The organism is Shewanella sp. DNRA4 (assembly GCF_012843185.1).
Classification (GTDB): Bacteria; Pseudomonadota; Gammaproteobacteria; order Enterobacterales; family Shewanellaceae; genus Shewanella; species Shewanella xiamenensis.
Genome location: NZ_JABAIP010000013.1, coordinates 1 through 26,454 on the forward strand (window position 1 = coordinate 1; position 26,454 = coordinate 26,454).

Genomic DNA, 26,454 nt, shown 5'->3' on the forward strand with positions numbered 1-26,454 from the left:
TGTGCAGTCACTCGCCGCTGGCGAAACCCTGACCCGCAACATCACAGTGACCAGCGCCGATGGCACGGCAACGCACACCGTCACCATCACCATCGTTGGCACCAATGACAGCCCAGTTATCACCAACAATGCCACCCAGTTAGTGGGCACTGTAGTGGAAGCCGGTGATTTGGATGACGGTACCGATGTCGCTGGCACACCTACCGCCACCGGTCAGCTCTCGGCCACCGATGTCGACAACGGCGCCACCCAAACCTGGAGTGTACAAGGCACGCCAGATACGACATATGGCAGCTTCAGCGTTGATGCCACTGGTAAGTGGACCTACACCTTAGACAACACCAAGGCCGCCACCCAAGCCTTAGCGGAAGGTCAGAGCCAACAGCTCACCTTCACCGTGCGCGTCACCGATGACAAGGGCGCCTGGGTTGATCAACTGGTGACCATCACTATCGTCGGCACCAATGATGCGCCTATCATCAGTAATCAAGAGTTTGGTTACTTCGAGAATCAGATTGCAGGTGCTGTTGTAGCTAATGTGGTGGCATCGGATATCGATGGCACAGTGACAGGCTTTAGCTTCAAGTGGACAGATGGCAGCTACCATGCCGTTAGTGAAGATGGTTACTTCTCCATTGACAATACAGGCAAAGTCACAATGACTGCCTCTGGCGCTGCCGCAGCAGTCAACGATTTTGAACAGGCACCAAACTCAGGTGTCTATGTAGTGACAGCCACTGACAACAATGGGGCGAATTCTGATGCTAATATCACTCTGTTTGAAAAAGATCTGGACGACACTCCACCAGCCTCACCAACGGTCTGGATCGTCGATGATGGTATGCCAGGTGATGGTCTACTGACCGCCAGCGAGATCGCTAGCGGCGGCGCAGACGTGCAGATAAGTGTGAGTATTGATGGTGCAGAATTTGTTGCCGGCGGTTATGTCACGCTCACCATTAATGGTGGTGCAGCAATTGAACTGAGCTTTACCGACTTCACTGATAATGGCAGTGGTACCCTTACCTTTGGTAACTTTACCTACGCTAACGGCGTTATCAGCTGGAGCGAAGCCGCGCCTACTGCAGGTCAAAGCATCACTGTGACTGCAACGCAAACCGACACTGTAGGTAACACCTCTGCACAAGACTCCGATACTGCGACTGTATATCAACCTAACTCTTGCAACGTAACAGTTAATGAAAGCAGTCTGCGCGATAATATTCCTGACACCTTCTCTAATACTATTAGCTTTACTGCAGGTAATCAGAATATTACACAGTTCCGTTTTAACGCTTCCTCAATCTCTGCGGCAACTAACCTAGCTGCAGGAGTAAGTATCGTTTGGGCGCTAGCCGCGAATGGTGCGTTAGTAGGAACCATCGATGGTATTGAAGTAATTAAAGTCACTCTGAGTGGTACTTCTGTGACGTCAGGGTTAGCAGCGGGCACTACGGATGCAGTTACTGTCAATGTTGAGTTATTAGACAACATCAAGCAAGTTAATGGATTAAGTGGCGAAAATCTCAGTTCACTGATTAATGGAATCGTCATTGAGGCTGTAGGTGCCGATAATAGCGTATTGACAGGCAATGTAAGCATTACCATCAATGATGACGTGATTAATATTGCCCCAAGTGCTGGCTCTGGAGTCAATAGTGCTACGGCAGTCGATATTGTTGGCACTCTTAATATCCTAGGCGCAGATGGTAATGACCATACCGCTACGGATAACTACAGCGTGAGTCTGAGTGCAAACGTGACAGGTTGGAACGGCACAAGCACAACCTTCGCCGACTCAGGCATTACTGCGGGCGGACTCACTGTCTATTACTATGTCGACCCAGCTCATCCAAATGTCCTGATCGCCTATACCGATACTAGCGGCACAACTTCCGCCTATACCCATGGTGCTAATCAGACATTAATCTTTACCCTAACGACCAATGCAACTACTGGTCAATACATTTTCGATATGAATCAGGGTATTGATAAGCTCGCAACCATACAAATCGCTGGACTTGTAGGAGGAAAAGGAGGCATTGGTGAAGCGGTATATGTCACTTATGATCCTGTAACCCATGGTTATGGTGTTTACAACGACATTACTAAGATTCCCGCAGACGCAGACATTGCCTTCACCCTGACTGCACGTGACGGCAATAATAACGTTGCTCAAGTAAACGGCACTAATAATGGTTTCGGTGTTGCAAATCCATTTGTGAATGGTGATGAAGTATTAATTGTGGATTACTCAGAAAATGCAGCGACTGCAAGCTTTAGCTTTACAGGGGCCACACAAATCCACTATAAGGCCTATGATGATCAAGGTAACTTGCTGCATGAAGGTAATATTACTAATGGTCAGCTCATCCAAAATGTGGGTTCTATCGCATACATTGAGCTATCAGCCCTAAGCGGAACTAGCTTCCAGTTTACGGGCACTACAGCACAAACCATTGTGAGCTCAAGCCAAAGTCTCGATTTGAGCTTTGTTGTAACCGCTACTGATAGTGATGGGGATAAATCATCTGGTAATCTGAATGTACATTTAGACCCACCAAGTACAACACCGCTAGTGCCAGTAGCACTGACACCTAATACTTTTGCAACCTTGAATGAAGCAGATCTACAGGCAGGAGCACCAGATTCAAGTGTCCAAACACTGAGCTTTAAGTCTGGTAGCAACTCAATTGGCAGCTTCCAGTTTGGCGATATTAGTAATATCTCTGTAGTGGGCATCAACGCTCAAATTCATTGGGCAGTTAATGATCAAGGTCAGTTAATTGGTACTGTGTATGGGCGTGAGGCCATTCGTTTAACTCTAGATTGGGATCGCATCAACGCAGGTGAGCAAGGTGATGTCACCGTTACCGCTCAGTTGTTAACGAATCTGCCACACAGCGTCAACACCAACAGCCTAACTGTTAATGGTATTCAGGTTATTGCCGTCGACGGTGTCGGCAATACCGCACATTCCAATGTGACCGTGACTGTCGCAGATGATGTTAACCTTGCCCAGAACGACACGGCTCAGCTTGATGTGGTGGTTGATTCCTTCAACTTCTCAGGCATTGTTGCCAACTGGACTGGTGTTGCTGGCGGAACCTATGTCAACACATACGATGGTCCTGATAACGATAACGGTAACGATCAACTCCGCTGGGGTTCTACCAATGGTAGTCAGTCAGGTTATGGTTTTGCTGATAATGACGCTGCACTAAATGGCTCCTTATCTTTAAACCAAGACATAGTGCTGGGTAAATTTACGCACTATAACTATTCTATTGACTCTGGTACTTCAATCACTGCAGCGACAATGAAAGTGACATTTAACGTAACTGATGCTTACGGCGTAGTCACTCCAGTCACATTGACGCTTAACTTTAGTCATAATGAAACACCAAATAGCAATGATCCTGTTTCATCACGCGATATAGTTACTGTTGGGCAAACCAGTGTCACCTTTAACTACGAAGGTCAGATGTATACAATGCAGGTTGTTGGATTTAAAGACACTAATGGCAACATTGTTACCTCTATCTACACCAATGAGGGTGCTGCTACTAGCTATGAGTTAGTCGTACGTATGGTGGCTGGAAATGGCTACACTCTGCCTCACACTGATGGAAATGTGCTCACCAATGATGTGGCTGGTGCCGATGGCGTGCTGACAGTAATTGGCGTCGCCACAGGAGACCACACAAATACTGGCGTTTCTGGTCAAGTTGGCACAACGATAATAGGAACCTACGGTAATCTAGTCCTTAATGCTGATGGTACTTACCAATACCAATTAACGGCGAGTGCGAACACCATTCCTGCTACGGGAGCAATCGAAACCTTCACCTACACCACCCAAGATGGCGACGGTGATAAAGCAAGTGCCACCTTGAAGATTGATGTTAATCCGGTCAATGCCAATGGTATCAATATTGCTGACGCTAACTTGATTTCAACTCAAGGCTCTAACTTAAATGACACAATCATTGTCGAGCATGGAGAAAGAGCAAACTCTGCAGGACAAAAAGTACTCAACGTCTCATTTGGTGGAGGTCAAAGCGGCATAATTACGAATAGCTCAAGTAAAGAAGTCGTTGCATCTGGCGCTAACAACAAGAGCTATACCACTAGTAGTGCTCAAGTGGTTAGTGGCGGTGACGGTAATGATCATATCGAAACAGGTAAGGGCGATGACGTTATATACGCTGGCAAAACTGGTGCAATTGGTTATGGAACTGATGACCAACTTGAGTTATCAGTGAATGCTCTATCAACTCACCATATAATGACAGGCACATTAAGCGGTACAAATAGCATCGTTGATAGCGATGGCTTGTTATTAACCAATGATGTTGCATCTCAAAGAGCTGACGTTGTGAACGGCGGTAGTGGTAACGATAGAATTTATGGTCAATCCGGCTCTGACATTCTCTATGGTCATACAGGAAATGATTATATTGACGGCGGCAGCCATAACGATGCGCTTCGCGGCGGTGAAGGCAACGATACCTTAATTGGTGGCCTTGGTGATGATGTACTACGTGGAGATAGCGGCGCAGATACCTTCGTATGGCGCTATGCTGATGCAGACAAAGGTACTGACCATATTATGGACTTTAAGGTCGGTGAAGATAAGCTCGATCTAAGCGACTTACTCCAAGGTAAAACGGCGAATACGTTAGAAAGCTATCTAAACTTTAGCTTAAACAATGGTTCAACCGTGATCGATATCGATGCAAACAAGGATGGCACGTTCGATCAACATATTGTGCTTGATGGAGTTAACCTCTATAGCCAATTTGGTGCAACGGATAATGCGGGTATTATTAATGGATTGCTCGGAAGCAATGGTAATGGCCCACTCATTATTGATACAGCGCCACCAGTAACACCTGATGCACCTCAAGGAGTGACACCACTGACCGATCCACACAACAATATCATTCCTTAATAAAAAATCAGTTCGGATGGCCTATAGAAATATAGGCCATCATGACCGATACTTCTGATAAGTAAATAAAAAATCAAAGGATAGATAATTAGGTGCCTGTTACAGCGTCTGAAAAAGTTGAGCAGTGGACGATATCCGCATCACAGCGGGTAATTGTTGACCCACTGCTAGATTGTTTAGTGCTTCTGACTGAACATTTTGGTAATCCATGCTCAAGTGAATCACTTGCGGCAGGCTTGCCTTTGTCTGGAGCGGTATTAACACCCGACCTGCTTCCTCAAGCAGCATCTCGTGCAGGGTTAGCAGCAAAATTATCTCGTAAGGGTTTAAATGAGATCTCGCCGATACTGCTACCCTGTATTTTATTATTAAAAGACAAGAAAGCCTGTATTCTGCGGGAATTAGACCTCGAATCAGATAGAGCAATCATCCAACTGCCAGAAACGGGCGGTGAAGAAAAACTCACCATTGAGTCACTTGAAACTTTGTATGTCGGCTATTTGTTCTTAGTCAAACAAGAATATCGTGGCGACATGGGGTTTGATGTCTATTTGCACGATAATAAAACCCACTGGTTAGTCCAAACCTTAAAAGACTCCGCGCCCATTTATCGAGATGCGTTAATCGCCTCGGTGTTGGTCAACATATTTGCCTTAGTTTCTCCCCTGTTTATTATGAATGTGTACGACAAAGTCGTACCTAATTTAGCTTTTGACTCCCTTTGGGTATTAGCGATTGGCGCATCAATTGCCTATTTATTCGACCTTGTTATGCGGCAACTTAGAAGCTACCTAATTGATGTGGCAGGTAAAAAAGTTGATATCATTGTCTCGTCGAAGCTATTTGCCAAAGCAATTGGTATTCCATTGGAAAAACGTTCCCCAAGCATTGGTGGTATGGCAAAACAACTGGGAGAATTTGACAATATTCGGGAAATTTTAACTTCAGCAACGATAACAACACTTGTCGATCTTCCTTTCGCACTCTTTTTCCTTATCGTGATTTATATTGTTGCAGGTGATTTAGCCGTAATCCCTGTCGTGGGAGGCTTGATCATTATCGGCTTTACACTTTATACCCAACCTAAATTAAAAGCGGCGATTGAGGAAGGTAATAAGTTTTCCAGCTTAAAACATGGGCATTTGATAGAAAGTCTTTCGGCGTTAGAGTCAATAAAAGCCAACGGCGCAGAAGGTATTGTCCAAAAAAGTTGGCAACAAATGATCGGCCATAGCGCTAACTGGCAATTAAGATCCAAAAAACTGTCTAACTCAGTCTCAAATTTCGCTAACTTTATTGTGCAATTTTCCGTTGTCTGTGTGGTGATTTTAGGTGTTTATCGTGTGTCTGATAACGCTATATCTATGGGGGGGATCATCGCTGCGGTGATGTTATCGAGCAGAGCAATAGCGCCAATGGCACAACTTGCAGGACTGATGACGCGCGCCAACCACACAGCCAGTGCACTGCGTCAACTCAATGAGCTCATGGTGCAGGAAGATGAGTTTGAAAATAAAGGCCACTTGGTGAGTAAGCAGCGTTTAATCGGGAAAATTAATGCTGACCATGTTGGATTTAGTTATCCTGGCTCAGAAAAGCCAGTGCTTCACCCGCTCTCATTAACCATCAACCCAGGTGAAAGGGTTGCAATTATCGGTCGTAATGGCTCAGGTAAAAGTACCTTGGCCAAACTTCTCGTTGGACTGTTCCAACCCACAACCGGTAGCCTACGCTACGATGGGGTCGATTCGGCGCAAATTCATCCTAGCGATCTGCGCCGTAACTTTGGTTACTTACCGCAGGACGTCACCCTCTTCCACGGTACCATAAGAGATAACATTCTCTTTGGTACTCGCCAAGTGACAGAGCATCAACTTATCCGTGCAGTACAGCTTTCAGGTGTCAGTCAGTTCACCCATTTGGAGGCTGAAGGCCTAGATCAACAAGTTGGCGAAGGCGGTATGTCTCTTAGTCGTGGACAAAGACAAACCGTTGCCCTCGCACGGGCGACTCTTAATGACCCGCCAGTATTGTTAATGGATGAGCCTACAGCGAGTTTAGATGCGAGAGCAGAACAACAGTTTATTCGCTCAATGCAAAATGTCAGCAAGGATCGAACCTTGCTATTAATTACTCATAAAATGCATTTATTACAATTAGTTGACCGTATTATTGTGCTTGAAAGGGGACATGTTGTTGCCGATGGTCCTAAAGCTGAAGTGTTAGAAAAACTCAATTTTGGCCTTGTAAATGGAGGCTCCAGACAATGAGTAAAAATCTAACGGCAAATGATTTAGACATGGTTGATGATGTTTACGGTGCCATGATGACCGATGCCCCAAGTGGACATAGGCTCATCATATGGGCATTAGCTGCCATGGTTGTGTGTTTTCTACTTTGGGCAGGTTTTGCCAAACTGGATAAGGTGACTACCGGGACAGGTAAAGTGATCCCTTCTTCTCAAGTTCAAGTCATTCAAAGTCTTGACGGCGGTATCATGCAAGAACTCTTTGTGAGAGAGGGTGATATTGTCACTAAAGGTCAGCCACTGGTACGGATTGATGATACCCGCTTTCGCTCCGATTTTGCCCAGCAAGAGCAAGAGGTCTTTGGCTTAAAAACCAATGCCATCCGTATGCGCGCAGAATTAGATAGCATTCTTATCTCTGATATGACTTCTGACTGGCGTGAACAAGTTAAAATTACCAAAAAAGCTTTAGTATTTCCCGATAGTATTCATGAGGCAGAACCTGCCCTAGTGAAAAGACAACAGGAAGAATATAACGGTCGCTTAGATAATCTGAGCAACCAATTAGAAATTCTGGTTCGTCAGATACAACAAAGGCAACAAGAAATCGATGACCTTGCCTCAAAAACGACGACCTTAACAACCAGTATGCAGTTGATTTCTAGGGAGTTAGAGCTTACGAGGCCTCTGGCTAAAAAAGGGATTGTGCCCGAAGTTGAATTACTTAAACTCGAACGCGCAGTGAACGATGCTCAGGGGGAATTAAACTCATTGAGACTGCTTAGACCGAAACTGAAAGCTGCATTAGATGAAGCAATATTAAAGCGCCGTGAAGCGGTATTTGTTTACGCTGCAGATCTTCGTGCGCAGCTTAACGAAACACAAACCCGTTTATCCAGAATGAACGAAGCACAGGTGGGAGCCCAAGATAAGGTTAGCAAAGCGATTATTACCTCCCCTGTAAACGGCACCATTAAGACAGTGCATATCAACACCTTAGGAGGCGTGGTTCAACCTGGAGTTGATATAGTCGAAATCGTGCCATCTGAAGACCAGTTACTTATAGAAACCAAGATCTTACCTAAGGATATTGCGTTTTTACATACCGGCTTACCTGCAGTAGTTAAGGTGACTGCCTATGACTTTACCCGTTACGGTGGTCTTAAAGGTACAGTAGAGCATATTAGTGCCGATACATCACAGGACGAAGAAGGAAATAGCTTCTACCTTATAAAGGTAAGAACCGAAGAATCGAGTTTAATAAAAGACGATGGCACAGAGATGCCAATTATACCGGGGATGTTAACTAGCGTTGACGTTATCACCGGACAAAGATCCATTCTTGAGTACATTTTAAATCCAATTTTAAGGGCTAAGGACACAGCGCTCAGAGAGCGTTAAGCCTGTTATAAACCGGGAGGTTTGCAATGAAGACTTTAGTAAGACGACAATTTCAATGTTCAAAAATAGCGGTTCTGCTGTCAGCTATCTTGCTTCCACTATCGGCTCAAAGCCAAACGCTTGAGCAAGCGGTTGCGCACACGCTCGATACCAACCCAGATCTACGAGTGGCGTTTAACCGATTCAAAGCGAGAGAAGAGCAAGTAAATCAGGCAATTGCTGGTTATATGCCAACAGTCGATCTCACTGGTGGCTATGGCTACGAGCAGACGGATAGCGTATCAACGCGTCGACGCAAAAATGTCGGTGATGTTGATAGCAATGGCGTCGCGGAACTCAACCGTGGTGAGTTTGGTATTAGCCTAAAACAAATGCTTTTTGATGGTTTTTATACCAGCAGTGAAGTTGACCGTTATAGCTTTGAAGCCAGTGCAGACCAGTGGGCCTTACTTGCTGCGGCTGAAGATATGGCATTGGATGTCAGCAAAGTCTATCTCAACTACCTTCGTACTGATGAAGTGTTGAAGCTGGCTGAAAAAAATCTTAACAGCCATAAAGAAATTTATGATCAAATCAAGCAACGTACTGATTCAGGTCTAGGCTCAACAGCCGATCTATCACAAATATCAGGACGTCTTGCAAGGGCAAATGCGAATGTGATTTCTGCCCGAAATAATTTGCTCGATGCTAAAGCGCAATTTATCCGAGTCGTGTCTGCCGACCCAGTTGACTTAATTCAACCCGTTCCAGATGCCGATATGTTACCAAAGGATTTAAACAGTAGCTTAGCAGACGCAGATAAAAATCATCCTATCCTTAAATCTGCAGCAAACGATATTCGTGCTGCTGAAAATGAGCGTTCATCCGCCCAAGCCAACTATTATCCGCAAGTTTCGTTAGAGCTAAACGGTAGCTGGAACAATGATGTGGGTGGCGAAGATGGCGTAAGTGCATTAGCGAGCCAAAATGTAGGTGGTTATAGCAATGACATCGTCGCCATGGTGCGAGTAAGATATAACCTCTTCGCTGGCGGCAAAGACCTCGCTCGTGAAAAAGAATCAGCTTACAAGCTGGGTGAAGCCAAAGAAATCCGTCAACGCGCTCAAAGAGAAGTCGTTGAGGGCGTCAATCTAGCTTGGAACGCCTACGAAATGTTAGCACCTCAAAAGCAATACATTCGTGACCATGTCATTGCAGCCAAAGATACTCAGTCCGCTTATGCGCAGCAATTTAACCTTGGTCAACGCAGCTTACTCGACTTACTTGATACTGAGAATGAATTGTTCGAAGCACGTAAGGACTACTTACAAGCTGAATATGATGAAATCATTGCTAAATATCGCGTGCTTAACGCGACAGGCCGCTTACTCGACTCACTGAAAGTGACGCGTCCGGAAGCATGGCGCGGAGAGCGTAGCTACGAAGGAGGAGCCAACCAATGAAAACCACTATCCTATTCCTTAGCGTGGCGCTTTTAGCAGGTTGTTCCATGCGTGATACAGTCAATATTGAAGATATGACAACAACTCAAGCATACGATCTTTCCGATAAGGATAGTGATGGAGTAGTTGAAGCCCGTGAACGCTGCAACGATACTGTTAAAGGTGCAGGCACGGATAACTACGGCTGTGGTCAGATCAAATCAATTAATGAGCGTAAGGAAATCAATGTATTATTTCCCAATAACTCAGCATACATTGCACCTGAGTATTACCCGCAAATTGAAGAGATCGCAATATTCTTACGTCAATACCCCACAACGAAGGTGACCATTGAAGGACACACAAGTCGTACGGGTACAGATGAAAGAAACTCGGTATTATCACAGGAACGTGCTGATGCCGTTACCGCCGTTCTTGCCGAACGTTTTGGTATCGACAGAAGCCGACTCACCGCCATAGGATATGGCTCAAGTCGTCCAGTCGTTTTAGAACAGACACCTGAAGCAGAAATTCGTAATCGCCGAGTCGTCGCTGAAGTGACGGGTGATGACACCGCTACAGATATGAAGTGGACGATTTATTCCGTCGATGACACCAAATAAGGGCTAACAGAGTAGGTTATGAACGGCAGGCCAAAGGATATAAACGCATTTTTTCGCGCCTGCCGCTCAAGCCTAATTGCGTCCGCGTTGGGGATTAGTTGCCTGTATGCGGCACCTACCCAAACACTCGATGAAGCAAAAATCACCTCAACGCTAGAAAAACGCTATGGTGAGCGAGCAGGAATGCGAGCAAGAGCTTGGTTTAAAGTATTAGCAGAGGCAAACACGGTTGACGAAAAAGAAAAGCTATTGAAAGTTAATAACTTTTTTAACTTATTTCGCTTCGTTGATGATATAAAATTATGGGGAGAATCAAACTATTGGGCCACTCCAATGGAGTTTATTGGAGTCAATGGTGGAGATTGTGAGGATTTTTCAATCGCCAAGTATTTTACACTGCTTCAATTAGGTGTGCCCGAGGATAAAATGCGGATCACCATGGTTAAAGCAACCAGTGTTAATCAGTATCATATGGTATTAGCTTACTATGATACCCCTTCCTCCATCCCTTTAGTGCTTGATAATCTTGATCATGTCATCAAACCCGCAACTCAACGTAAAGATCTTATACCCGTATACAGCTTTAACGGTAAACAGTTATGGCTTAACAAAGAACAGGGACGAGGCGTTTTAGCTGGCTCGTCAACACGACTCGAAAAATGGAATGACCTAAACCATAGGTTAGGGGTTGATCGCTTAAGACAGCCCAAATTAAAACTGGAGTAGCACCCAAGATGACACTGTTTAGACAGATTTATTCGCTGCTTTTTAGCCTATTCTTGTTAGTAGTAGCAAGTCTTGGCTATGTGCAATTTACTGAGACTCAAAGCTTTTTGACCAAGCAAATGGAATCGGATCTAAACAATGCCAGTACCTCGCTTGGATTAATGCTAACTCCCGCGCTTGAGGCGGGTGATACTGCAGCCGCAGAAACCTTAGTCAACGTTATTTTTGAAGGCGGCTATTATAAAAATATTAAACTGACGTGGATGGTTGACGGTAAACAGCAAGAATGGGCTAACCCTATTAAAATTGATGATGTACCTCAATGGTTTATCAATTTGAACCTATTTAAAACCATCAAAAAAGAAAGCACGATTACCTCTGGATGGTTACAGCTAGCTCAGCTTGAAATCACTGCGCACCCAGGATTTGGTTACCATGAATTATGGCGCATCATGTCCAATACTATTATCGCCTTTTCGTTGCTGTTTTTAGTCGCTATTTTTACCGCAAGATTAGGATTAACTTGGATTTTAAAACCACTACACGCTTTATCTGATCATGCTAAAAAGATTGCGGCTCGCCAGTTTGGGCCAGATATGCCTTTGCCTAAAACCACTGAACTCAAAGATCTCGTTACCGCGTTCAATAGCATGTCAGCTCAACTCAAACAGCTCTTCCAATCACTCGATGAGGAGGTAGGTACTTTACGCAAAAAGAATCTCACAGACCCCGCCTCAGGACTGCCTAACCGCCAATATGTGGTGAGCCGTCTCAATGGCTGGTTAAGCGAACCGAGCAGCGGCGCCCTGTTCTTAGCTAAGTTAGACTGGCTCGAAGAAGTTCACAGTAAATATGGCTATCAGGTTCGCGATGAAACCATTCGCCTATTGGCCGAAAAACTAGTCCAGCAATTAAATGAGATCACCCCCTCTGTGGTTGCGCGTATTGCCGCATTTGAGTTTGCCTTCCTAGTGACCGATGTAGAACATGATCAAATTAGCAAATATTTGCAAACGCTGATCCGCACAATCAATCAAGAAATATCAAAAGCAGGTTGTAAGCCCAATGAGAATTTTGCGATTGGGGTGGCTGAACGGATTGGCCAAATGAAGGTCTCCGATATTCTTGCCCAAGCAGACAACGCTCTGCAAAAAGCGCTCAAAGAGAATAAAACCTTCCATTGGTTCGAGACAACTGAACAACAACTTTTCACCCGAGAACAATGGCGTGACAATCTTAGCCACGCCATTAGCAACAAAAAGTTCAAGTTCCGTTGGCAACCTATCCAATTTTGTAATGGCGATGGCGTGAGCCAAAGAGAGCTCTATTGCCAACTCGAGCTGGGTGATAAGCTCGCTCATGCTGGCCAGTTTATGCCTTACATAGAGCTGCTGTCACTCGGCTCATTACTCGATAAATGCCTCATTGAGACTGTCTACGAGCAAAAACTGCTTGAGCGTCATTACGAGCCTTTAGCGATAAACTTAACGCATCAAAGTATTAGTGATACACAGTTCCACGACTGGCTTAATCACTTCCTCCGCACGGCTCAACAGGTTGAACGGATTTGCTTTGAGATCCCTGAAGCGGGGGTTTATAGCGACTTAGAATCCTGTTCTCGCCTTTGCAATATTATTAGGGACAATGGTGCTAAATTTGGTATTGACCATTTTGGTAGACAATTTGGCTCCATGTCTTACCTCCAAGAGCTAAGACCGAGTTACGTTAAACTTGACCAATCTTTCTCTTACTATGACGAAGCATCACATAATAGCGAGCTCTGCCGTGCGATTATCAATGTAGCTAGAGGATTAGATATTCAGGTGATAGTGACAGGAATTCAAGAAAAGGCTCAGCTAGAGCGCTTCAATGAGCTAAAAACGGATGCCTATCAGGGCTTCATTGTCCCGCCAGAAAATATCGACTAAATCGAATACCATTGCATTAAGGCTCCTTCGGGAGCCTTAATTATTTGAGATGTTGCTAACGGCCTTGAATCCTCGCAGCACCATGTCATGCAATCACAACGAGCCAGCAAGATACGAATAGCAAAACAGTACCAAGAGACAAATACAAAAAAGCCTCAGTACTTCTTTCGAAATTCTGAGGCTTCAGTGTAATTGGTCGGTGATAGAGGATTCGAACCTCTGACCCTCTGGTCCCAAACCAGATGCGCTACCGGACTGCGCTAATCACCGTAACTGTTAACTATTTGCTTGAAAACTCAAACGCGCTAGTTATGCGAAGAATGTGGTCGGTGATAGAGGATTCGAACCTCTGACCCTCTGGTCCCAAACCAGATGCGCTACCGGACTGCGCTAATCACCGAAATTTACTTTAGCTAAAGAGAGTAAAACCCTCTGGTCCGCTCTTATCCAAAAATCTGGATGCGCTATCGGACTGCGCTAATCACCGAGATGTTAAATGAAATGGGGTGACTGATGGGGCTCGAACCCACGACAACCGGAATCACAATCCGGGACTCTACCAACTGAGCTACAATCACCACTGAATTTCACTTTACTGCTAACCTCAAGCTCACAACTCATTCGGAGAGATGGTGCGCCCAAAAGGATTCGAACCTTCGGCCTCACCCTCCGGAGGGGTGCGCTCTATCCAGCTGAGCTATGGGCGCTCGCCTTGGTTAGCGCCGCATATAGTATGGACAAATAGCCTTTGAGTCTATAGCTGTTTTGCACTTTTTTTACTGACTGCTCAAGTTTTGATACATTAGCATGCTTTTTCAGCGAAAACACAGTTAAAATATGACTTGGATGTTACGGTATTTCGTGCTAATTATAACGTTTGGCAACAATTAACGCAGAACTGATTAGTGAGTATCATGTTTAAGGATGAAGATGAAACTACCCAACCTCGAGCTCCTGAGCTTGAACGCTTAAAAAAAAGACTTAATCGCCTTAAATATTTGGCGCATAAGTACAAGCGGGCGGAAGTCGTTCAAAATGCGTTACTCGAATTATCCCATATTGCCACTCAGGTTCCTTCCCTCGAAGAATTCTATTTAGGGGTTCACCACCACCTAAAAAAGCTTATTTCTGCTGATAATTTTTTTATCGCTACTCTCGATATCAATACCAACACTATTTCGGTTCCCTTCTTTGCCGATGAAAAAGATGCCCATCCTGCCCAGCTTTATCCCGAGCAATCCCTATCAACGCTGTTGCAACAAGGATTAACTGGTTACGTTTTTCGCACAGGAAAAACCCTACTATGCGATGAATCCAAGGTTGAAGAGCTGGTCGAAGCGCAGGAGATCGTCAATTTAGGTTCTCCTTGTCACCTTTGGCTTGGAGTGCCCATCAAGCATGAAGGCATAGTCACTGCCGTACTGGTAGTACAAACCTATGATACCAATGTCAGTTACGGCGATATCGAGGTCGAGTTAATGACCTTTATTTGTCACCATATTACTGGCGTGATGGAAAGACTTAAGCATCAAGAACAGCTAGAGCAAGCAATACAACAACGGACTAAAGAGCTTAGCCAAGCCTATGACAAGCTCAAGCAAGAAGTGTATGAAAGACGCAGAGCCGAGCGGCTGCAAAAATCCTTATTTGAAATAGCAGAACTAGCAAGCTCTAGTTCAGATAATCCTGAATTTTATGCACAGCTACATAATGTGATTCGGCACCTTATTCCTGCCAATAACTGTTACATCGCACTGCTAAATGAACAAAGTACCCACTTAACCTTCCCGTTTTACGTTTCCCAATTAGGTAACCAACACCCTGGGACTCGGCCATTACAGGATGGGCTGACGGAGTATGTGCTCAAACACAAACGTCCACTACTGCTAGACCAGAATGATATTCATGGTTTGATTGCCTCAAAAGAAATTTACGCTAAGGCCCCCGCACTTAATCACACTCAAACAATGCATCAATGGATAGGTATCCCACTGTTTATCCATGATGTAGTACGAGGTGCGCTAACCATTTATAGCTTTAGCATGACCCAAAACTACCAAACGAAAGACTTGGAGTTACTCACCTTTGTGTCACAACATATCGGTGCTGCTATCGAGAAAAAACTCGCTGCAGAGTCATTACGCCGCAGTTATGAAGAACTAGAGGAAAAGGTTGCAGCTCGTACAACTGCACTCGCTGAGCTCAATAAGGACCTAGAGAAAGAGATCCGTCAGCGCCGTAATATGGAAGCTAAACTCGTACATGATGCCAAACACGATGCGCTCACAGGATTACCCAATCGTGCGATGTTTATGGAACGTCTCAATCAGGCTATCAAACATGTTCGCCGCCATAGCCTAGAACAGTTTGCCCTGCTGTTTATCGACCTCGACCGTTTTAAGCAGATTAACGATACTATGGGGCATTTGGAGGGCGATAGATTCTTAATTGAAACCGCCACTCGCTTACGCGGCTGTATCCGTAGCAACGATACCTTGGCAAGACTCGGTGGCGATGAGTTTGTTATCCTGCTCGATACCATCAATGGCATCAACGATGCTCGTGATGTGGCCGAACGAGTCATTCAAAAAATCTCACAATCCTACAAATTAGGTGCTGTTGAATTCCATTCAGGAGCCAGTATTGGGATCACCATTAGCGGTAATAAGCTGGATACTAGTGAGTCCATGCTGCGTAATGCCGACACCGCAATGTACCAAGCCAAGGCGAATGGCAAAGGTTGTTATGTCATTTTTGACGATAGCGCGTCACAGCAAAAAATCCAGGATATTGCCTTCGAGAATGATTTTAAACAGGCGCTGCAAGCAGAGGAGTTACAACTCAATCTTCTCCCAATAGTTGATTTACAGACTCTACAACCCCATGCTTTTGAGTGTCGATTAATTTGGGAGCATCCCGTATGGGGAAGTATTCCGCACGAAGTTTTAAGCCAATTAGCTGAGCAAGCTAACCTCATGGTTGAGTTGGATAAGTATGCAATTAACTTACTGAATAAGCATTATCACCAGCTCGTTGTGAGCCATGGAGATAACCTTGATTTACACCTTATGCTTTCCAGTCAACATCTTAAACACAAGCATGTACTTCGTGGTCTTAAAAATGCGCTCAAACAAACTCAGCTTCCTCTCCCGCAGCTATGGTTATTTTTTAATGAAAAAGCCTTAGTTCAAGAAACAGAGAACCACATAAGCGGCTTTGAATTATTAAATAAGCAGGGGGTTAACTTAGGGATTAGCCACTACGGAAGCGGCCACAGTGCGTTAAACAGTTTGTTATTCCTCCCTGTAAAAGGCTTAAAGCTTGATGCGAATATCACGAAACAACTGCAAGATGAACAACACATAAAGCTGATGTCTGCCTATCAAAAGGCGGCCTCAACCTTAAACTTACAAACCTTTGTTGACGGACTTCAGTACCCTGAGCAAATCAATATATTCAATGCACTAGGTTATCGCTTCGGCCAGGGTAGTGCCATAGCCCACCCTTTTACCTTAGTGGAAACCCTGCAACAGGTTTGCGCCTAAAACTGCAATTACATGATTAATTAAGACTTCTTAAACATATCTCTTAAATTCGAGATATGGCTGCGCCCGGTCTGCATGCGCTCTTGCTCTGTTTGCTGCGGTTTGCGGTTTTCCCAAATAAGATCATCCTGCGGTAACTCATGCAGAAAACGGCTCGGCTCGCAGCGCATGGTCTCACCAAACTGGCGACGCTCACGGCAAAGAGTAAACCACAGCTCGCGCTGGGCGCGCGTAATCCCCACATACGCCAGACGACGCTCTTCGTCGACGTTATCTTCATCTATGCTGGTCTGATGGGGCAGAATGCGCTCCTCAACCCCCACCATAAACACATAGGGAAATTCCAGCCCTTTAGACGCATGCAGCGTCATTAATTGCACCTGATCGCCGCCTTCATCTTCGCTGTTACGCTCCATCATATCTCTAAGCGTTAGGCGGTTAACCACCTCAGGCAAGGTCATAGGTTCATCTAATTCATCCCCAGAGAGCATTTCCGTCACCCAGCGATACAGCTCGGAGATATTTTTCATCCGCATCTCGGCGGCCTTAGCACTGGTACTGGTCTCGTATAAATAGTCTTCGTAATTAATCTTACGGATCAACTGTTTTACGGCTTCAACCGGTTCGCCTCGTTCGGCGTGCTCACCCGTATCGACAATAAAGCGACCAAATTGATACAAGGCCGACATGGCATTAGGCGGTAAATGATGATTCAGATCAGGATCAAAAATCGCCTCGAACATGGAGATATGTTTCTCGTTGGCAAAGTTACCCAAACGCTCCAAGGTGGATGGACCTATACCCCGTTTAGGTAAGTTAACCACCCGCAAAAAGGCGTTATCATCATCGGGATTTACCACCAATTTAAGGTAGCCCATGATGTCTTTAATCTCGGCTCTGGCAAAAAACGAAGTGCCGCCGCTTAGCTTGTAAGGGATACGGTTCGTCATCAACGCCCGCTCAAGTAGGCGAGACTGGTGGTTACCGCGATACAGAATTGCGTAATCACCAAATTGGGTACGGCCGACAAATTTGTGGCGAATGATTTCGGCGACCACGCGCTCGGCTTCTTGTTCCTCATTGGCAGCAAACAGCACCCGCATCGGCTCGCCGTAGGCTAATTCACTAAATAGCGACTTATCGTACACATGGGGATTGTTGGCGATAAGAATGTTCGCCGCCCGCAAAATGCGTTGGCTAGAACGATAATTTTGCTCAAGTTTAATCAACTTAAGCTTTGGGAAGTCTTTGCCCAACAGCACTAAGTTCTGCGGCTTAGCACCACGCCACGAATAGATGGACTGGTCATCGTCCCCCACCACGGTAAAACGCGCGCGCTCGCCCACCAGTAGCTTGACCATTTCATATTGGGAAGTGTTGGTATCCTGATATTCGTCCACCAGCAGGTATTGGATCTTGGTTTGCCAGCGTGTACGCACTTCCTCGTGATGCCTTAGCAATAAGGTCGGCAGCAGAATTAAGTCATCAAAATCCAAAGCGTTGTAGGCTTTCATATGCTGGGCATAACGCTGATACAACAGGGCAAACAACTGCTGCTGTTCATCCTTTGCCAGCTTGCGCGCCTGGTCGGGAATAATCAGCCCGCCCTTCCAATTGGAGATGCTGCTTGCCAAGGCTTTGAGTAAATCTTTATCTTCCTGTAATTCTTTTTGAGTCAGCTCTTTAAGGAGCGCAAGCGTATCTTGATCATCGAATAACGAGAACCCAGGCTTTAAACCCAACACTTTATGCTCACGTTTTACAATCTCAAGACCTAAGGTATGGAAGGTCGAAATCCATAAACCTCTAGCCTCTTTACGCCCCATAGACTGTGCGACCCGCTCCTTCATCTCGCGCGCCGCTTTGTTGGTAAACGTCACTGCGGCGATATTGCGGGCATTGTAGCCACACTTTTGCACTAGATAGGCAATCTTGTTGATAATTACCCGCGTTTTGCCACTGCCCGCGCCCGCTAATACTAAGCAAGGCCCAGAAACATAATGAACGGCATCATTTTGGGCAGGATTGAGTTTCATCGTCGCGCAATATCCAAACAAGTCTTCAGAAGGGGGATCGGATCATAGCAGAAGCGAAGGTTTTAAGGCCAACAAATCCCCAGATATCAATTGAGCAAACAATAGAAAATGACTCGTCTCTTCAAATGAACAAGCATTTGAATATGACATCCTAAAAACCAGTCAAATATGCTGCAATCATTGTGCAGGCAAGCTTATTACAAAATAACTTTCTTAAATCACACTTTTGCCATTTTTTGAGCTAATTTGTTGCTAAGGTTGATAATGCGCAGTAGAATTCCGCATGAATGAACGTTCATTCACAGATGCCGATATCGGAAAGCAGAATGGATAACAAACGTGACTTAATACTTCGCTCCGCCGAAAAAATCATTGCGACAGCAGGCTTACATAACCTTTCAATGCAAAAACTCGCAGTAGATGCAGGCGTTGCCGCAGGTACGATCTACCGCTACTTCAAAGATAAAGAAGATTTGATCATTGAACTGCGTAAAGACGTATTACAACAAATTGCCAGCAAGTTGCTTGAAAACATTAATGAAGGCAGCTTTGACGAAAAATTTCGCCGCCTATGGTTCAAGATTGTTGAACTGGGTCGTGAACAATCCCATGCAAATTTGAGTTTTGCTCAGTATTCCCACCTCCCAGGGGTAGATGCACCTGAGCACCAAGCATTTGAAAGAGAAATATTTCAACCGCTACACCAATTATTTGAGCAGGCAAAAAACCAAGGAATGATTCAAAAGCTTGATAATACCTTGTTGTTTTCTATCGCCTTTGAGCCAGCTATCGCTATAGGCAAACGCCTACGGCGAGGCCATTTGGAATGTACAGAAAATGAAATCCGGCGGGCATGTGAATTATGCCTAAAGGCCATTTCAATCAATCTTCAACTTTAACTCTAGGAATCTTTAGCACCATGAAAAAATGGACTCTAAGTATGCTAGCGATCGCTGTACTTGCCTTTGGCTCAGTGATCGGCTTTAACCTGATGGTAAAAAATAAAATCGCCGAGGCGATCGCCAATATGCCAGAGGCTGAGTTTCCTGTAACAGCCATGACATTAGATATGCAAAAGTGGCAACCCACAATTGATGCGATTGGCTTTGTTGAACCGCATCAAGGAGTAACCATCTCCAACGAATTAGCAGGACGCGTCACCAGCATTAATTTTGAAAACGGTAGCCGAGTGGAAAAAGGCCAACTGCTGGCCGAACTCGATGCCAAAGTGGAAAGAGCCAACCTTAAAAGCAAAATGGTACAACTGCCCGCCGCTGAGGCCGACTTCAAACGCCTTTCAAAACTCTATGCGCAAAAGTCCGTCTCTAAACAGGATTTAGACAATAGTGAATCTAAATACCTGGCCTTACAGGCGGATATTGAAAGTTTAAAAGCCACTATCGAGCGCCGTGAAATCAGTGCGCCTTTCAGTGGTTTAGTGGGTATTCGTAACATTAACTTAGGTGAATATCTTCAGCCTGGTACCGATATTGTGCGTCTCGAAGATATCAGCACAATGAAAATCCGCTTCACTATTCCGCAAACCCAATTACCTCGTATTGCCGTAGGTCAAAAAATCCATGTGTTTGTGGACTCTTATCCTGAGCAACCCTTCGAAGGTGAAATTGCCGCGATTGAACCCGCCGTGTTTTACCAAAGCGGTCTGATCCAAGTGCAAGCACGCATTCCTAACGATAACGCCAAACTGCGTAGCGGGATGTTTGCCCGAGTATCCATCCTATTGCCAGAACTGAACGATCAGTTTGTACTGCCACAAACCGCCATCAACTTTACCCTTTATGGTAACTCTATTTACCTCATCAAAGAGGTCGAAGAAAACGGTAAAAAGCTGGCTAGAGTCGAGCAAATCAACCTGACGGTATTAGAGCGTAACGGCAATAACGCGCTGGTGAGTGGAGCGTTAAAAGCGGGAGATCGTATTGTCACCTCAGGGCAAATTCGCCTCAGTAACAACAGTAAAGTGACAGTGGTTGAAGACCAAGCCCTGACCCACTCCGACACTATGCCAAAGCTGTAATAGGAGCAAGATAATGCGCTTTACAGATATCTTTATTAGGCGACCCGTACTCGCCGCCTCAATCAGCTTTCTCTTGCTGCTGTTAGGCTTTAATGCCCTCAATAGCATGCAAGTGCGTGAATATCCGAAGATGACGAATACCGTAGTCACGGTATCGACCAGTTATTACGGCGCGGATGCAAATCTAATCCAAGGTTTTATTACACAACCGTTAGAGCAAGCGCTAGCGCAGGCCGATAACGTTGACTTTATGACCTCAGAGAGCTTTCTCGGCACCTCGAAAATTTCGGTGTATATGAAGCTCAATACCGATCCGAATGGCGCCTTGGCCGATATTCTCGCCAAAGTAAACTCGGTGAGATCGCAATTGCCCAAAGAGGCTGAAGATCCCAGTGTTGAAATGTCCACTGGCTCGCAAACCTCTGTACTGTATATTTCATTTTTTAGTGACCAGATTAACTCAAGCCAGCTAACGGATTACCTTGAGCGTGTCGTCAAACCCCAGCTCTTTACCATTGACGGCGTTGCTAAGGTGAATTTATACGGTGGTATTAAATACGCCATGCGTATTTGGCTCGATCCGGCCAGAATGGGGGCGTTTAACCTCTCCTCCAGCGATGTAATGCAAGTATTGCAGGCGAACAACTACCAGTCAGCGGTGGGTCAAACCAACAGTGTTTACACCCTTTTTAACGGTACCGCAGACACCCAGGTTGCTACCATCGAAGAGTTAAAACGCTTAGTGATCGGCAGTAAAGATGGTTTAGTCGTCCGTCTCGGTGATATTGCCGATGTCAGCCTCGAAAAGAGCCATGATATCTACCGCGCCTTAGCCAATGGCAAAGAAGCCGTGGTCATCGGCCTTGATGTCACGCCAACGGCTAACCCGCTTACCGTCGCGGCAGATACCCGCGCCCTGTTACCTGAAATTGAGCGTAACTTACCGCCATCCATTGAATCGAGCATTCTGTACGACTCCTCACTCGCAATTGATGAATCGATTAAAGAAGTGGTTAAAACCATTGGAGAAGCCGCGATTATTGTTATCGTGGTGATCACTCTCTTCTTAGGTTCGCTTCGCGCCGTGGTGATCCCGATTGTGACCATTCCGCTCTCGCTGATTGGGGTTGCCATCATCATGCAGATGTTTGGTTTTACGCTCAATCTCATGACCCTACTGGCCATGGTGCTCGCCATTGGTTTGGTGGTTGACGATGCGATTGTGGTGGTTGAAAACGTCGACAGACATATTAAGCTGGGTGAGTCACCCTTTAGAGCCGCGATTATCGGTACCCGCGAAATCGCGGTGCCAGTGATCTCCATGACCATTACCCTCGCCGCGGTTTATGCGCCGATTGCCTTAATGGGCGGGATCACCGGCTCATTATTTAAGGAGTTTGCCCTTACACTCGCAGGTTCTGTGTTTATCTCGGGCATAGTGGCACTGACACTGTCACCCATGATGTGTGCCAAAATACTCAAACCCCATACCGCACCTAATCGGTTCGAAATGGGAGTCGAAAACTTCCTCACGGGCCTGACTCGCCGTTACAGCAACATGCTAGATGCGGTGATGTTACATCGCCCTGTCATCGTCGCCTTTGCGATTATCGTTTTCGCTTCACTGCCAGTACTGTTTAAGTTTATCCCATCAGAACTGGCGCCCAACGAAGATAAAGGCGTGGTAATGATGATGGGCACGGCACCTTCGACTGCCAACTTGGACTACATCCAAGCCAATATGGGCTTAGTCACTGATATGATTAAGGCACAGCCTGAATCAGCCGCGTCACTCGCCTTTGTCGGCGTACCAAGTTCCAGCCAAGCCTTCGGGATCGCGCCATTAGTGCCTTGGAGTGAACGGAATAAGAGCCAAAAACAAATGCAGGAGTTTTTTGCTAAAGAAGTAAAACACATTCCTGGAATGGCGATTACCACCTTCCAAATGCCAGAGCTGCCTGGGGCGTCGAGTGGTTTACCGATTCAGTTTGTGATTACTACATCAAACTCCTTCGCCAGCCTCTTTCAAATCGGTACAGGCGTACTGGAAAAGGTGCAAAAGAGTCCCTTGTTTGTGTACTCAGAAATCAACCTGAAATTTGATTCCGGCACCATGAAACTGCATATCAAGCGTGACTTAGCCGGGACCTACGGCGTGACCATGCAAGATATCGGGATCACACTCGCCACCATGATGAGTGATGGCTATGTGAATCGCATTAACTTGGATGGTCGCTCCTACGAAGTGATCCCACAGGTAGAGCGTAAACTGCGGGCGAACCCAGAATCGCTGGCTAATTACTATGTCAAAGCCGCCGATGGTAAATCCATTCCGCTATCCAGCTTGGTTGATATTGAAATGGTGGCCGAGCCTCGCTCACTGCCGCACTTTAACCAAATGAATGCCTTGACTGTGGGTGGTGTAGCCGCGCCAGGCGTAGCCATTGGTGATGCCATCAGCTTTTTGCAAAATATTGGCGATAATGAGTTACCTAAGGGTTATAGCTACGACTTCCTCGGTGAAGCGCGCCAGTTTGTCACTGAAGGATCGGCACTTTATGTCACTTTCTTGCTGGCAATTGCAATTATTTTCTTAGTACTCGCCAGCCAATTTGAAAGCCTTAAAGATCCCTTAGTCATCTTGGTATCTGTACCGCTGGCGATTAGCGGCGCCTTGATTGTACTCGGGTGGACCCATGTGTTTGGCTTAGCCAAAATTAATATCTACACCCAGGTAGGATTAATTACCTTAGTGGGTCTTATCACTAAACACGGGATCTTGATGTGCGAAGTGGCCAAAGAGGAACAACTCCACCGTGGGCTATCTAAACTTGAGGCGATTAAACTGGCGGCAACCATCCGCTTACGCCCAATTTTGATGACCACTGCAGCGATGATTGCGGGTCTATTGCCGCTATTATTTGCTTCCGGCGCTGGGGCGGTAGCACGCTTTAATATCGGTATTGTGATTGTCGCTGGTTTATCGATTGGGACCATTTTTACCCTGTTTGTATTACCGGTGATTTATACCTATCTTGCTGAAAAACATGAGCCTTTGCCCGTGTTTGACGAAGATACCGACGGGCTAGCCCACAACAGCTAACCGCATCCAAGTAAAACCCACGTCCCTTAAGACGTAGGTTTTGCAAGGCGGTTTTCTTTTGAAAGCCAACGTACTAGGTTACAATCCCCACATTCAGTAAAGAGGCGGACAAGAAGATGATCAATCCAAAGAAAATCGAAGAAATGGCGAAGCAACTGAGCGATAGCCTGCCCAGCGGTCTTAAGCAATTTGCCGGTGAATTTGAAGAGCGCAGCAAGCAAGTGCTGCAAAATCAATTGCTCAAGTTGGATATGGTGTCCCGTGAGGAGTTTGAAGTACAGCAGCATGTATTACTGAAAACCCGCGAGAAATTAGAAGCCCTGCAAGCACAAGTAAATGAGCTTGAGAAAAAGCTCAACGCCGCGGACTAACTTATAATGCCTGTTTGAAAGAGCACAGTTAGCGATAGCGCAGCTGTGCTTTTTTGTTTTAACACTTCAAGCATTAAGTCACTTAGGGAAATAATGCAACAACTCGCCAGCTACATCCTTGCTATTCAAGGCTATCCTAGCCCAGTTTCAGTGGTGAGCCACACCCAAGAGCAGCAAAGTTATCGAGACGATAATGCTGAAATATGTGAATCTTTGACCTTATATCACTTCGACAACGGGGTTGTGGTCAGTCTGTTAAGTGAGCAAGATAAACAAGCTGATGAGCCAAACGCGGTTTGTGAGGATTATTGGTTGAGTTATCGAGTCGTCACCGCCAATATCGCGATTTCGCCGCAGCAAAAGTCCTTTAGCAATCTCTGCCAACAAGGCTTTTGGCTTAAGATGCAGCAAGGGCTTAACGAGTAAGAATAGCCGTCGGCGCTAAGACCTAGCGCCAGAGTTCGAATCGTCAGGGAAGAAGACAATGGATATCGCAATCAGCACACACTATCAAGACTATCTGCTTTGGGGATTATTGCTCCTTGGCGGCCTGCCACTGCTCAGCTATCCCTTTGTAGTCCTCGCCAGCCTGATGGGACTTGCCAGCAGAACCACGATTAACGTGCACTGGTTTTACCGGCTGATGAATAAGAGTTTTCTGTGGGGAACCCTTGCCTATCCCTTAGTGTATATTCCCTGCTACTGGCTCGCGCGCGGTGAGAACGGTTCATTATCCTTAGCCTATGCCACCCTGCCGCTGCTCTTTTTAGCACTGCTGTACCTGTGCTTTCGCTGGATGGATGTACCATCTAAAAACAAATGCCCAGATAACGACAAAGATCCCGATTAGATCTTCTGCTGCCGTGCGTATAGTTGTTTGAATGCCTTATGGTTAGCCTTCACCAGCTTCCAGCGGCTGCAACCATTAAAGCGCGCATACTCAGCAACTGCCGCCTCAAATGCTGCACAGAAGTCATCATCCATGCCGCTAAATCCCTCTTCTAAGGTCAGCTGTTGTAATAACAGTAAACCGCTTTGCCGCTCGGCTTTAACATCCACTCGACCAACAAAGCAGTCACGCCACAAAATCGCGAGGGAGTAATAGCCATATTGGCGTTTTTCGGCGGGCACATAGACTTCAATTTGGTAATCAAAATCAAACCATTGCTTTAATCGCTGCCGCTGAATTAATAGATTATCGAAGGGATTGAGTAACCACACTCGGTTGGGCATTGCAGCGGTTAACTGCAACTCAGGGCGGTAAAAATACCATTGCCCTTCAGCCTTAAAGCTTGCCAACTCACCTTGGTAATGCATTGCGGCTAATTGTTCGGACACATGTGTTTTTATGCCCTTACGCAGATAAGCGATTTGTGCCGCTGAACCAAAGGCATGGGCATCGAGATAACGCTCAATCAAATGGCGAGCAAACTCGGTCTCACTCGGCGCTTGGGTATCGATATGACTTGGGAGCACGCGCTCAGTCAAATCATAGCATTTTTGAAATTTCTCCCGCCGCACCACCATTAACTCGCCGCGCATAAACAACTGCTCTAGCGCCTTTTTGGCGGGCTTCCAATCCCACCAGGCACCGTTTTTGCCTTCGGCATGTTCAAAGTCACTAGCTTTAAGTGGTCCTTCGGCGCGAATGCGGGCACGCACTTCCTGCATCGCGTTATCGTCTGGCTCAAACCAATGTTTGCCGCCATTTTGCAGCTGTTGTTTACGTTGCAAACTAAAACGGTAGTCGGCAATGGGTAAATATGCCGCCGCATGGGACCAATATTCAAAAATCTCGCCCTGTGCCAGCGCAGTATCTAACATCTGCGGTTGATACTGTGGTATCCGGCTATGCAACACATGGTGGTGCGCCCGCTCGACCACATTAATCGAATCGATTTGCACATACCCGAGACGGCTAATCAGCTCACAGACCGAAGTCTGCGGTTGTAATAAGCCCTGCTGTTGCATATTCAATTGCAACCACTCACGGGGTGAAAAAGGACTCGACATAAATTCTCCCAAAATGCTCAAAAACAATTGCGCCCAAAGATTGATGC

The 26,454-nt window shown here is 45.8% G+C and carries 16 protein-coding genes and 4 tRNA genes; 14 read left to right on the forward strand and 6 right to left on the reverse strand.

From position 1 onward, the window contains the following. From HG547_RS14670 to HG547_RS14700, 7 genes are all read left to right on the forward strand, one after another. The coding region (locus HG547_RS14670; RefSeq protein WP_169548227.1) for a VCBS domain-containing protein at window positions 1-4,954 on the forward strand (4,954 nt) is incomplete at its 5' end. 92 nt (window positions 4,955-5,046) lie between these two features. Further along, on the forward strand, window positions 5,047-7,224 hold the full coding sequence (locus tag HG547_RS14675) for a type I secretion system permease/ATPase (RefSeq protein WP_047535309.1): 2,178 nt from the start codon (window positions 5,047-5,049) through the stop codon (window positions 7,222-7,224). Continuing rightward, window positions 7,221-8,603 (forward strand): HlyD family type I secretion periplasmic adaptor subunit, encoded by a 1,383-nt coding sequence (locus HG547_RS14680; protein ID WP_169548228.1) that lies wholly within the window; start codon window positions 7,221-7,223, stop codon window positions 8,601-8,603. The genes HG547_RS14675 and HG547_RS14680 overlap by 4 nt, the downstream gene beginning before the upstream one ends. 26 nt (window positions 8,604-8,629) lie before the next feature. Then, window positions 8,630-10,045 carry a type I protein secretion system protein AggA gene (gene aggA, locus HG547_RS14685; protein WP_169548229.1) on the forward strand — a complete coding sequence of 472 codons (1,416 nt, stop codon included), beginning with the start codon at window positions 8,630-8,632 and terminating at the stop codon, window positions 10,043-10,045. Further along, a complete protein-coding gene (locus tag HG547_RS14690; RefSeq protein WP_037427723.1) occupies window positions 10,042-10,647 on the forward strand; it encodes an OmpA family protein in 606 nt (201 codons plus the stop codon). Before aggA ends, HG547_RS14690 begins: the two co-directional genes overlap by 4 nt. Window positions 10,648-10,665: 18 nt before the next feature. Further along, window positions 10,666-11,373 (forward strand): transglutaminase-like cysteine peptidase, encoded by a 708-nt coding sequence (locus HG547_RS14695; protein WP_037423398.1) that lies wholly within the window; start codon window positions 10,666-10,668, stop codon window positions 11,371-11,373. Between the two features lie 8 nt (window positions 11,374-11,381). Then, window positions 11,382-13,301, forward strand: a complete 1,920-nt coding sequence (locus tag HG547_RS14700; RefSeq protein ID WP_169548230.1) for an EAL domain-containing protein — start codon at window positions 11,382-11,384, stop codon at window positions 13,299-13,301. A 193-nt stretch (window positions 13,302-13,494) separates the two neighbouring features. Here the strand turns inward: HG547_RS14700 and HG547_RS14705 are convergent. The 4 genes from HG547_RS14705 to HG547_RS14720 form a co-directional block, all read right to left on the reverse strand. Next, window positions 13,495-13,571: transfer RNA gene (locus HG547_RS14705), tRNA-Pro, on the reverse strand. A gap of 53 nt (window positions 13,572-13,624) precedes the next feature. After that, window positions 13,625-13,701: transfer RNA gene (locus HG547_RS14710), tRNA-Pro, on the reverse strand. A 102-nt stretch (window positions 13,702-13,803) separates the two neighbouring features. Next, window positions 13,804-13,879, reverse strand: a tRNA-His gene (locus tag HG547_RS14715). A gap of 52 nt (window positions 13,880-13,931) precedes the next feature. Continuing rightward, window positions 13,932-14,008 (reverse strand) — tRNA-Arg (locus HG547_RS14720). 207 nt (window positions 14,009-14,215) lie between these two features. On the opposite strand from HG547_RS14720, the gene HG547_RS14725 reads away from it, so the two are divergent. After that, entirely contained in the window at window positions 14,216-16,846 is a 2,631-nt protein-coding gene (locus HG547_RS14725; protein WP_169548231.1) for a diguanylate cyclase, read from the forward strand. A 20-nt stretch (window positions 16,847-16,866) separates the two neighbouring features. Here HG547_RS14725 and rep read toward each other — a convergent pair whose 3' ends face one another. Beyond that, a complete protein-coding gene (gene rep, locus HG547_RS14730; RefSeq protein ID WP_169548232.1) occupies window positions 16,867-18,882 on the reverse strand; it encodes a DNA helicase Rep in 2,016 nt (671 codons plus the stop codon). Between the two features lie 326 nt (window positions 18,883-19,208). Here rep and HG547_RS14735 point away from each other — a divergent pair, with 326 nt between their 5' ends. The 6 genes from HG547_RS14735 to HG547_RS14760 all read left to right on the forward strand — a co-directional run bounded on the left by HG547_RS14735 (window position 19,209) and on the right by HG547_RS14760 (window position 25,244). Beyond that, window positions 19,209-19,781 carry a TetR/AcrR family transcriptional regulator gene (locus tag HG547_RS14735; RefSeq protein ID WP_037423387.1) on the forward strand — a complete coding sequence of 191 codons (573 nt, stop codon included), beginning with the start codon at window positions 19,209-19,211 and terminating at the stop codon, window positions 19,779-19,781. 20 nt (window positions 19,782-19,801) lie between these two features. Next, window positions 19,802-20,920 carry an efflux RND transporter periplasmic adaptor subunit gene (locus tag HG547_RS14740; RefSeq protein ID WP_037423385.1) on the forward strand — a complete coding sequence of 373 codons (1,119 nt, stop codon included), beginning with the start codon at window positions 19,802-19,804 and terminating at the stop codon, window positions 20,918-20,920. 13 nt (window positions 20,921-20,933) lie between these two features. Further along, window positions 20,934-24,023, forward strand: a complete 3,090-nt coding sequence (locus HG547_RS14745) for a multidrug efflux RND transporter permease subunit (RefSeq protein WP_169548233.1) — start codon at window positions 20,934-20,936, stop codon at window positions 24,021-24,023. Window positions 24,024-24,139: 116 nt separating this feature from the next. Beyond that, window positions 24,140-24,394 carry an accessory factor UbiK family protein gene (locus tag HG547_RS14750; protein ID WP_023266071.1) on the forward strand — a complete coding sequence of 85 codons (255 nt, stop codon included), beginning with the start codon at window positions 24,140-24,142 and terminating at the stop codon, window positions 24,392-24,394. 93 nt (window positions 24,395-24,487) lie between these two features. Next, window positions 24,488-24,820 carry a hypothetical protein gene (locus HG547_RS14755; protein WP_169548234.1) on the forward strand — a complete coding sequence of 111 codons (333 nt, stop codon included), beginning with the start codon at window positions 24,488-24,490 and terminating at the stop codon, window positions 24,818-24,820. 58 nt (window positions 24,821-24,878) lie between these two features. Further along, complete coding sequence (locus tag HG547_RS14760; RefSeq protein ID WP_023266073.1) at window positions 24,879-25,244, forward strand: hypothetical protein; 366 nt, start codon at window positions 24,879-24,881, stop codon at window positions 25,242-25,244. Here HG547_RS14760 and HG547_RS14765 read toward each other — a convergent pair. Next, entirely contained in the window at window positions 25,241-26,407 is a 1,167-nt protein-coding gene (locus HG547_RS14765) for a crosslink repair DNA glycosylase YcaQ family protein (protein WP_169548235.1), read from the reverse strand. The genes HG547_RS14760 and HG547_RS14765 overlap by 4 nt on opposite strands. Window positions 26,408-26,454 lie beyond the last annotated feature (47 nt).

What these genes read in the sequence shown, in the direction of transcription:
- HG547_RS14680 (WP_169548228.1), top strand. Translation starts at nt 7,221, where the DNA reads ATGAGTAAAAATCTAACGGCAAATGATTTAGACATGGTTGATGATGTT.
- aggA (WP_169548229.1), top strand. Translation starts at nt 8,630, where the DNA reads ATGAAGACTTTAGTAAGACGACAATTTCAATGTTCAAAAATAGCGGTT.
- HG547_RS14690 (WP_037427723.1), top strand. Translation starts at nt 10,042, where the DNA reads ATGAAAACCACTATCCTATTCCTTAGCGTGGCGCTTTTAGCAGGTTGT.
- HG547_RS14695 (WP_037423398.1), top strand. Translation starts at nt 10,666, where the DNA reads ATGAACGGCAGGCCAAAGGATATAAACGCATTTTTTCGCGCCTGCCGC.
- HG547_RS14700 (WP_169548230.1), top strand. Translation starts at nt 11,382, where the DNA reads ATGACACTGTTTAGACAGATTTATTCGCTGCTTTTTAGCCTATTCTTG.
- HG547_RS14725 (WP_169548231.1), top strand. Translation starts at nt 14,216, where the DNA reads ATGTTTAAGGATGAAGATGAAACTACCCAACCTCGAGCTCCTGAGCTT.
- rep (WP_169548232.1), bottom strand. Translation starts at nt 18,882, where the DNA reads ATGAAACTCAATCCTGCCCAAAATGATGCCGTTCATTATGTTTCTGGG.
- HG547_RS14735 (WP_037423387.1), top strand. Translation starts at nt 19,209, where the DNA reads ATGGATAACAAACGTGACTTAATACTTCGCTCCGCCGAAAAAATCATT.
- HG547_RS14740 (WP_037423385.1), top strand. Translation starts at nt 19,802, where the DNA reads ATGAAAAAATGGACTCTAAGTATGCTAGCGATCGCTGTACTTGCCTTT.
- HG547_RS14745 (WP_169548233.1), top strand. Translation starts at nt 20,934, where the DNA reads ATGCGCTTTACAGATATCTTTATTAGGCGACCCGTACTCGCCGCCTCA.
- HG547_RS14750 (WP_023266071.1), top strand. Translation starts at nt 24,140, where the DNA reads ATGATCAATCCAAAGAAAATCGAAGAAATGGCGAAGCAACTGAGCGAT.
- HG547_RS14755 (WP_169548234.1), top strand. Translation starts at nt 24,488, where the DNA reads ATGCAACAACTCGCCAGCTACATCCTTGCTATTCAAGGCTATCCTAGC.
- HG547_RS14760 (WP_023266073.1), top strand. Translation starts at nt 24,879, where the DNA reads ATGGATATCGCAATCAGCACACACTATCAAGACTATCTGCTTTGGGGA.
- HG547_RS14765 (WP_169548235.1), bottom strand. Translation starts at nt 26,407, where the DNA reads ATGTCGAGTCCTTTTTCACCCCGTGAGTGGTTGCAATTGAATATGCAA.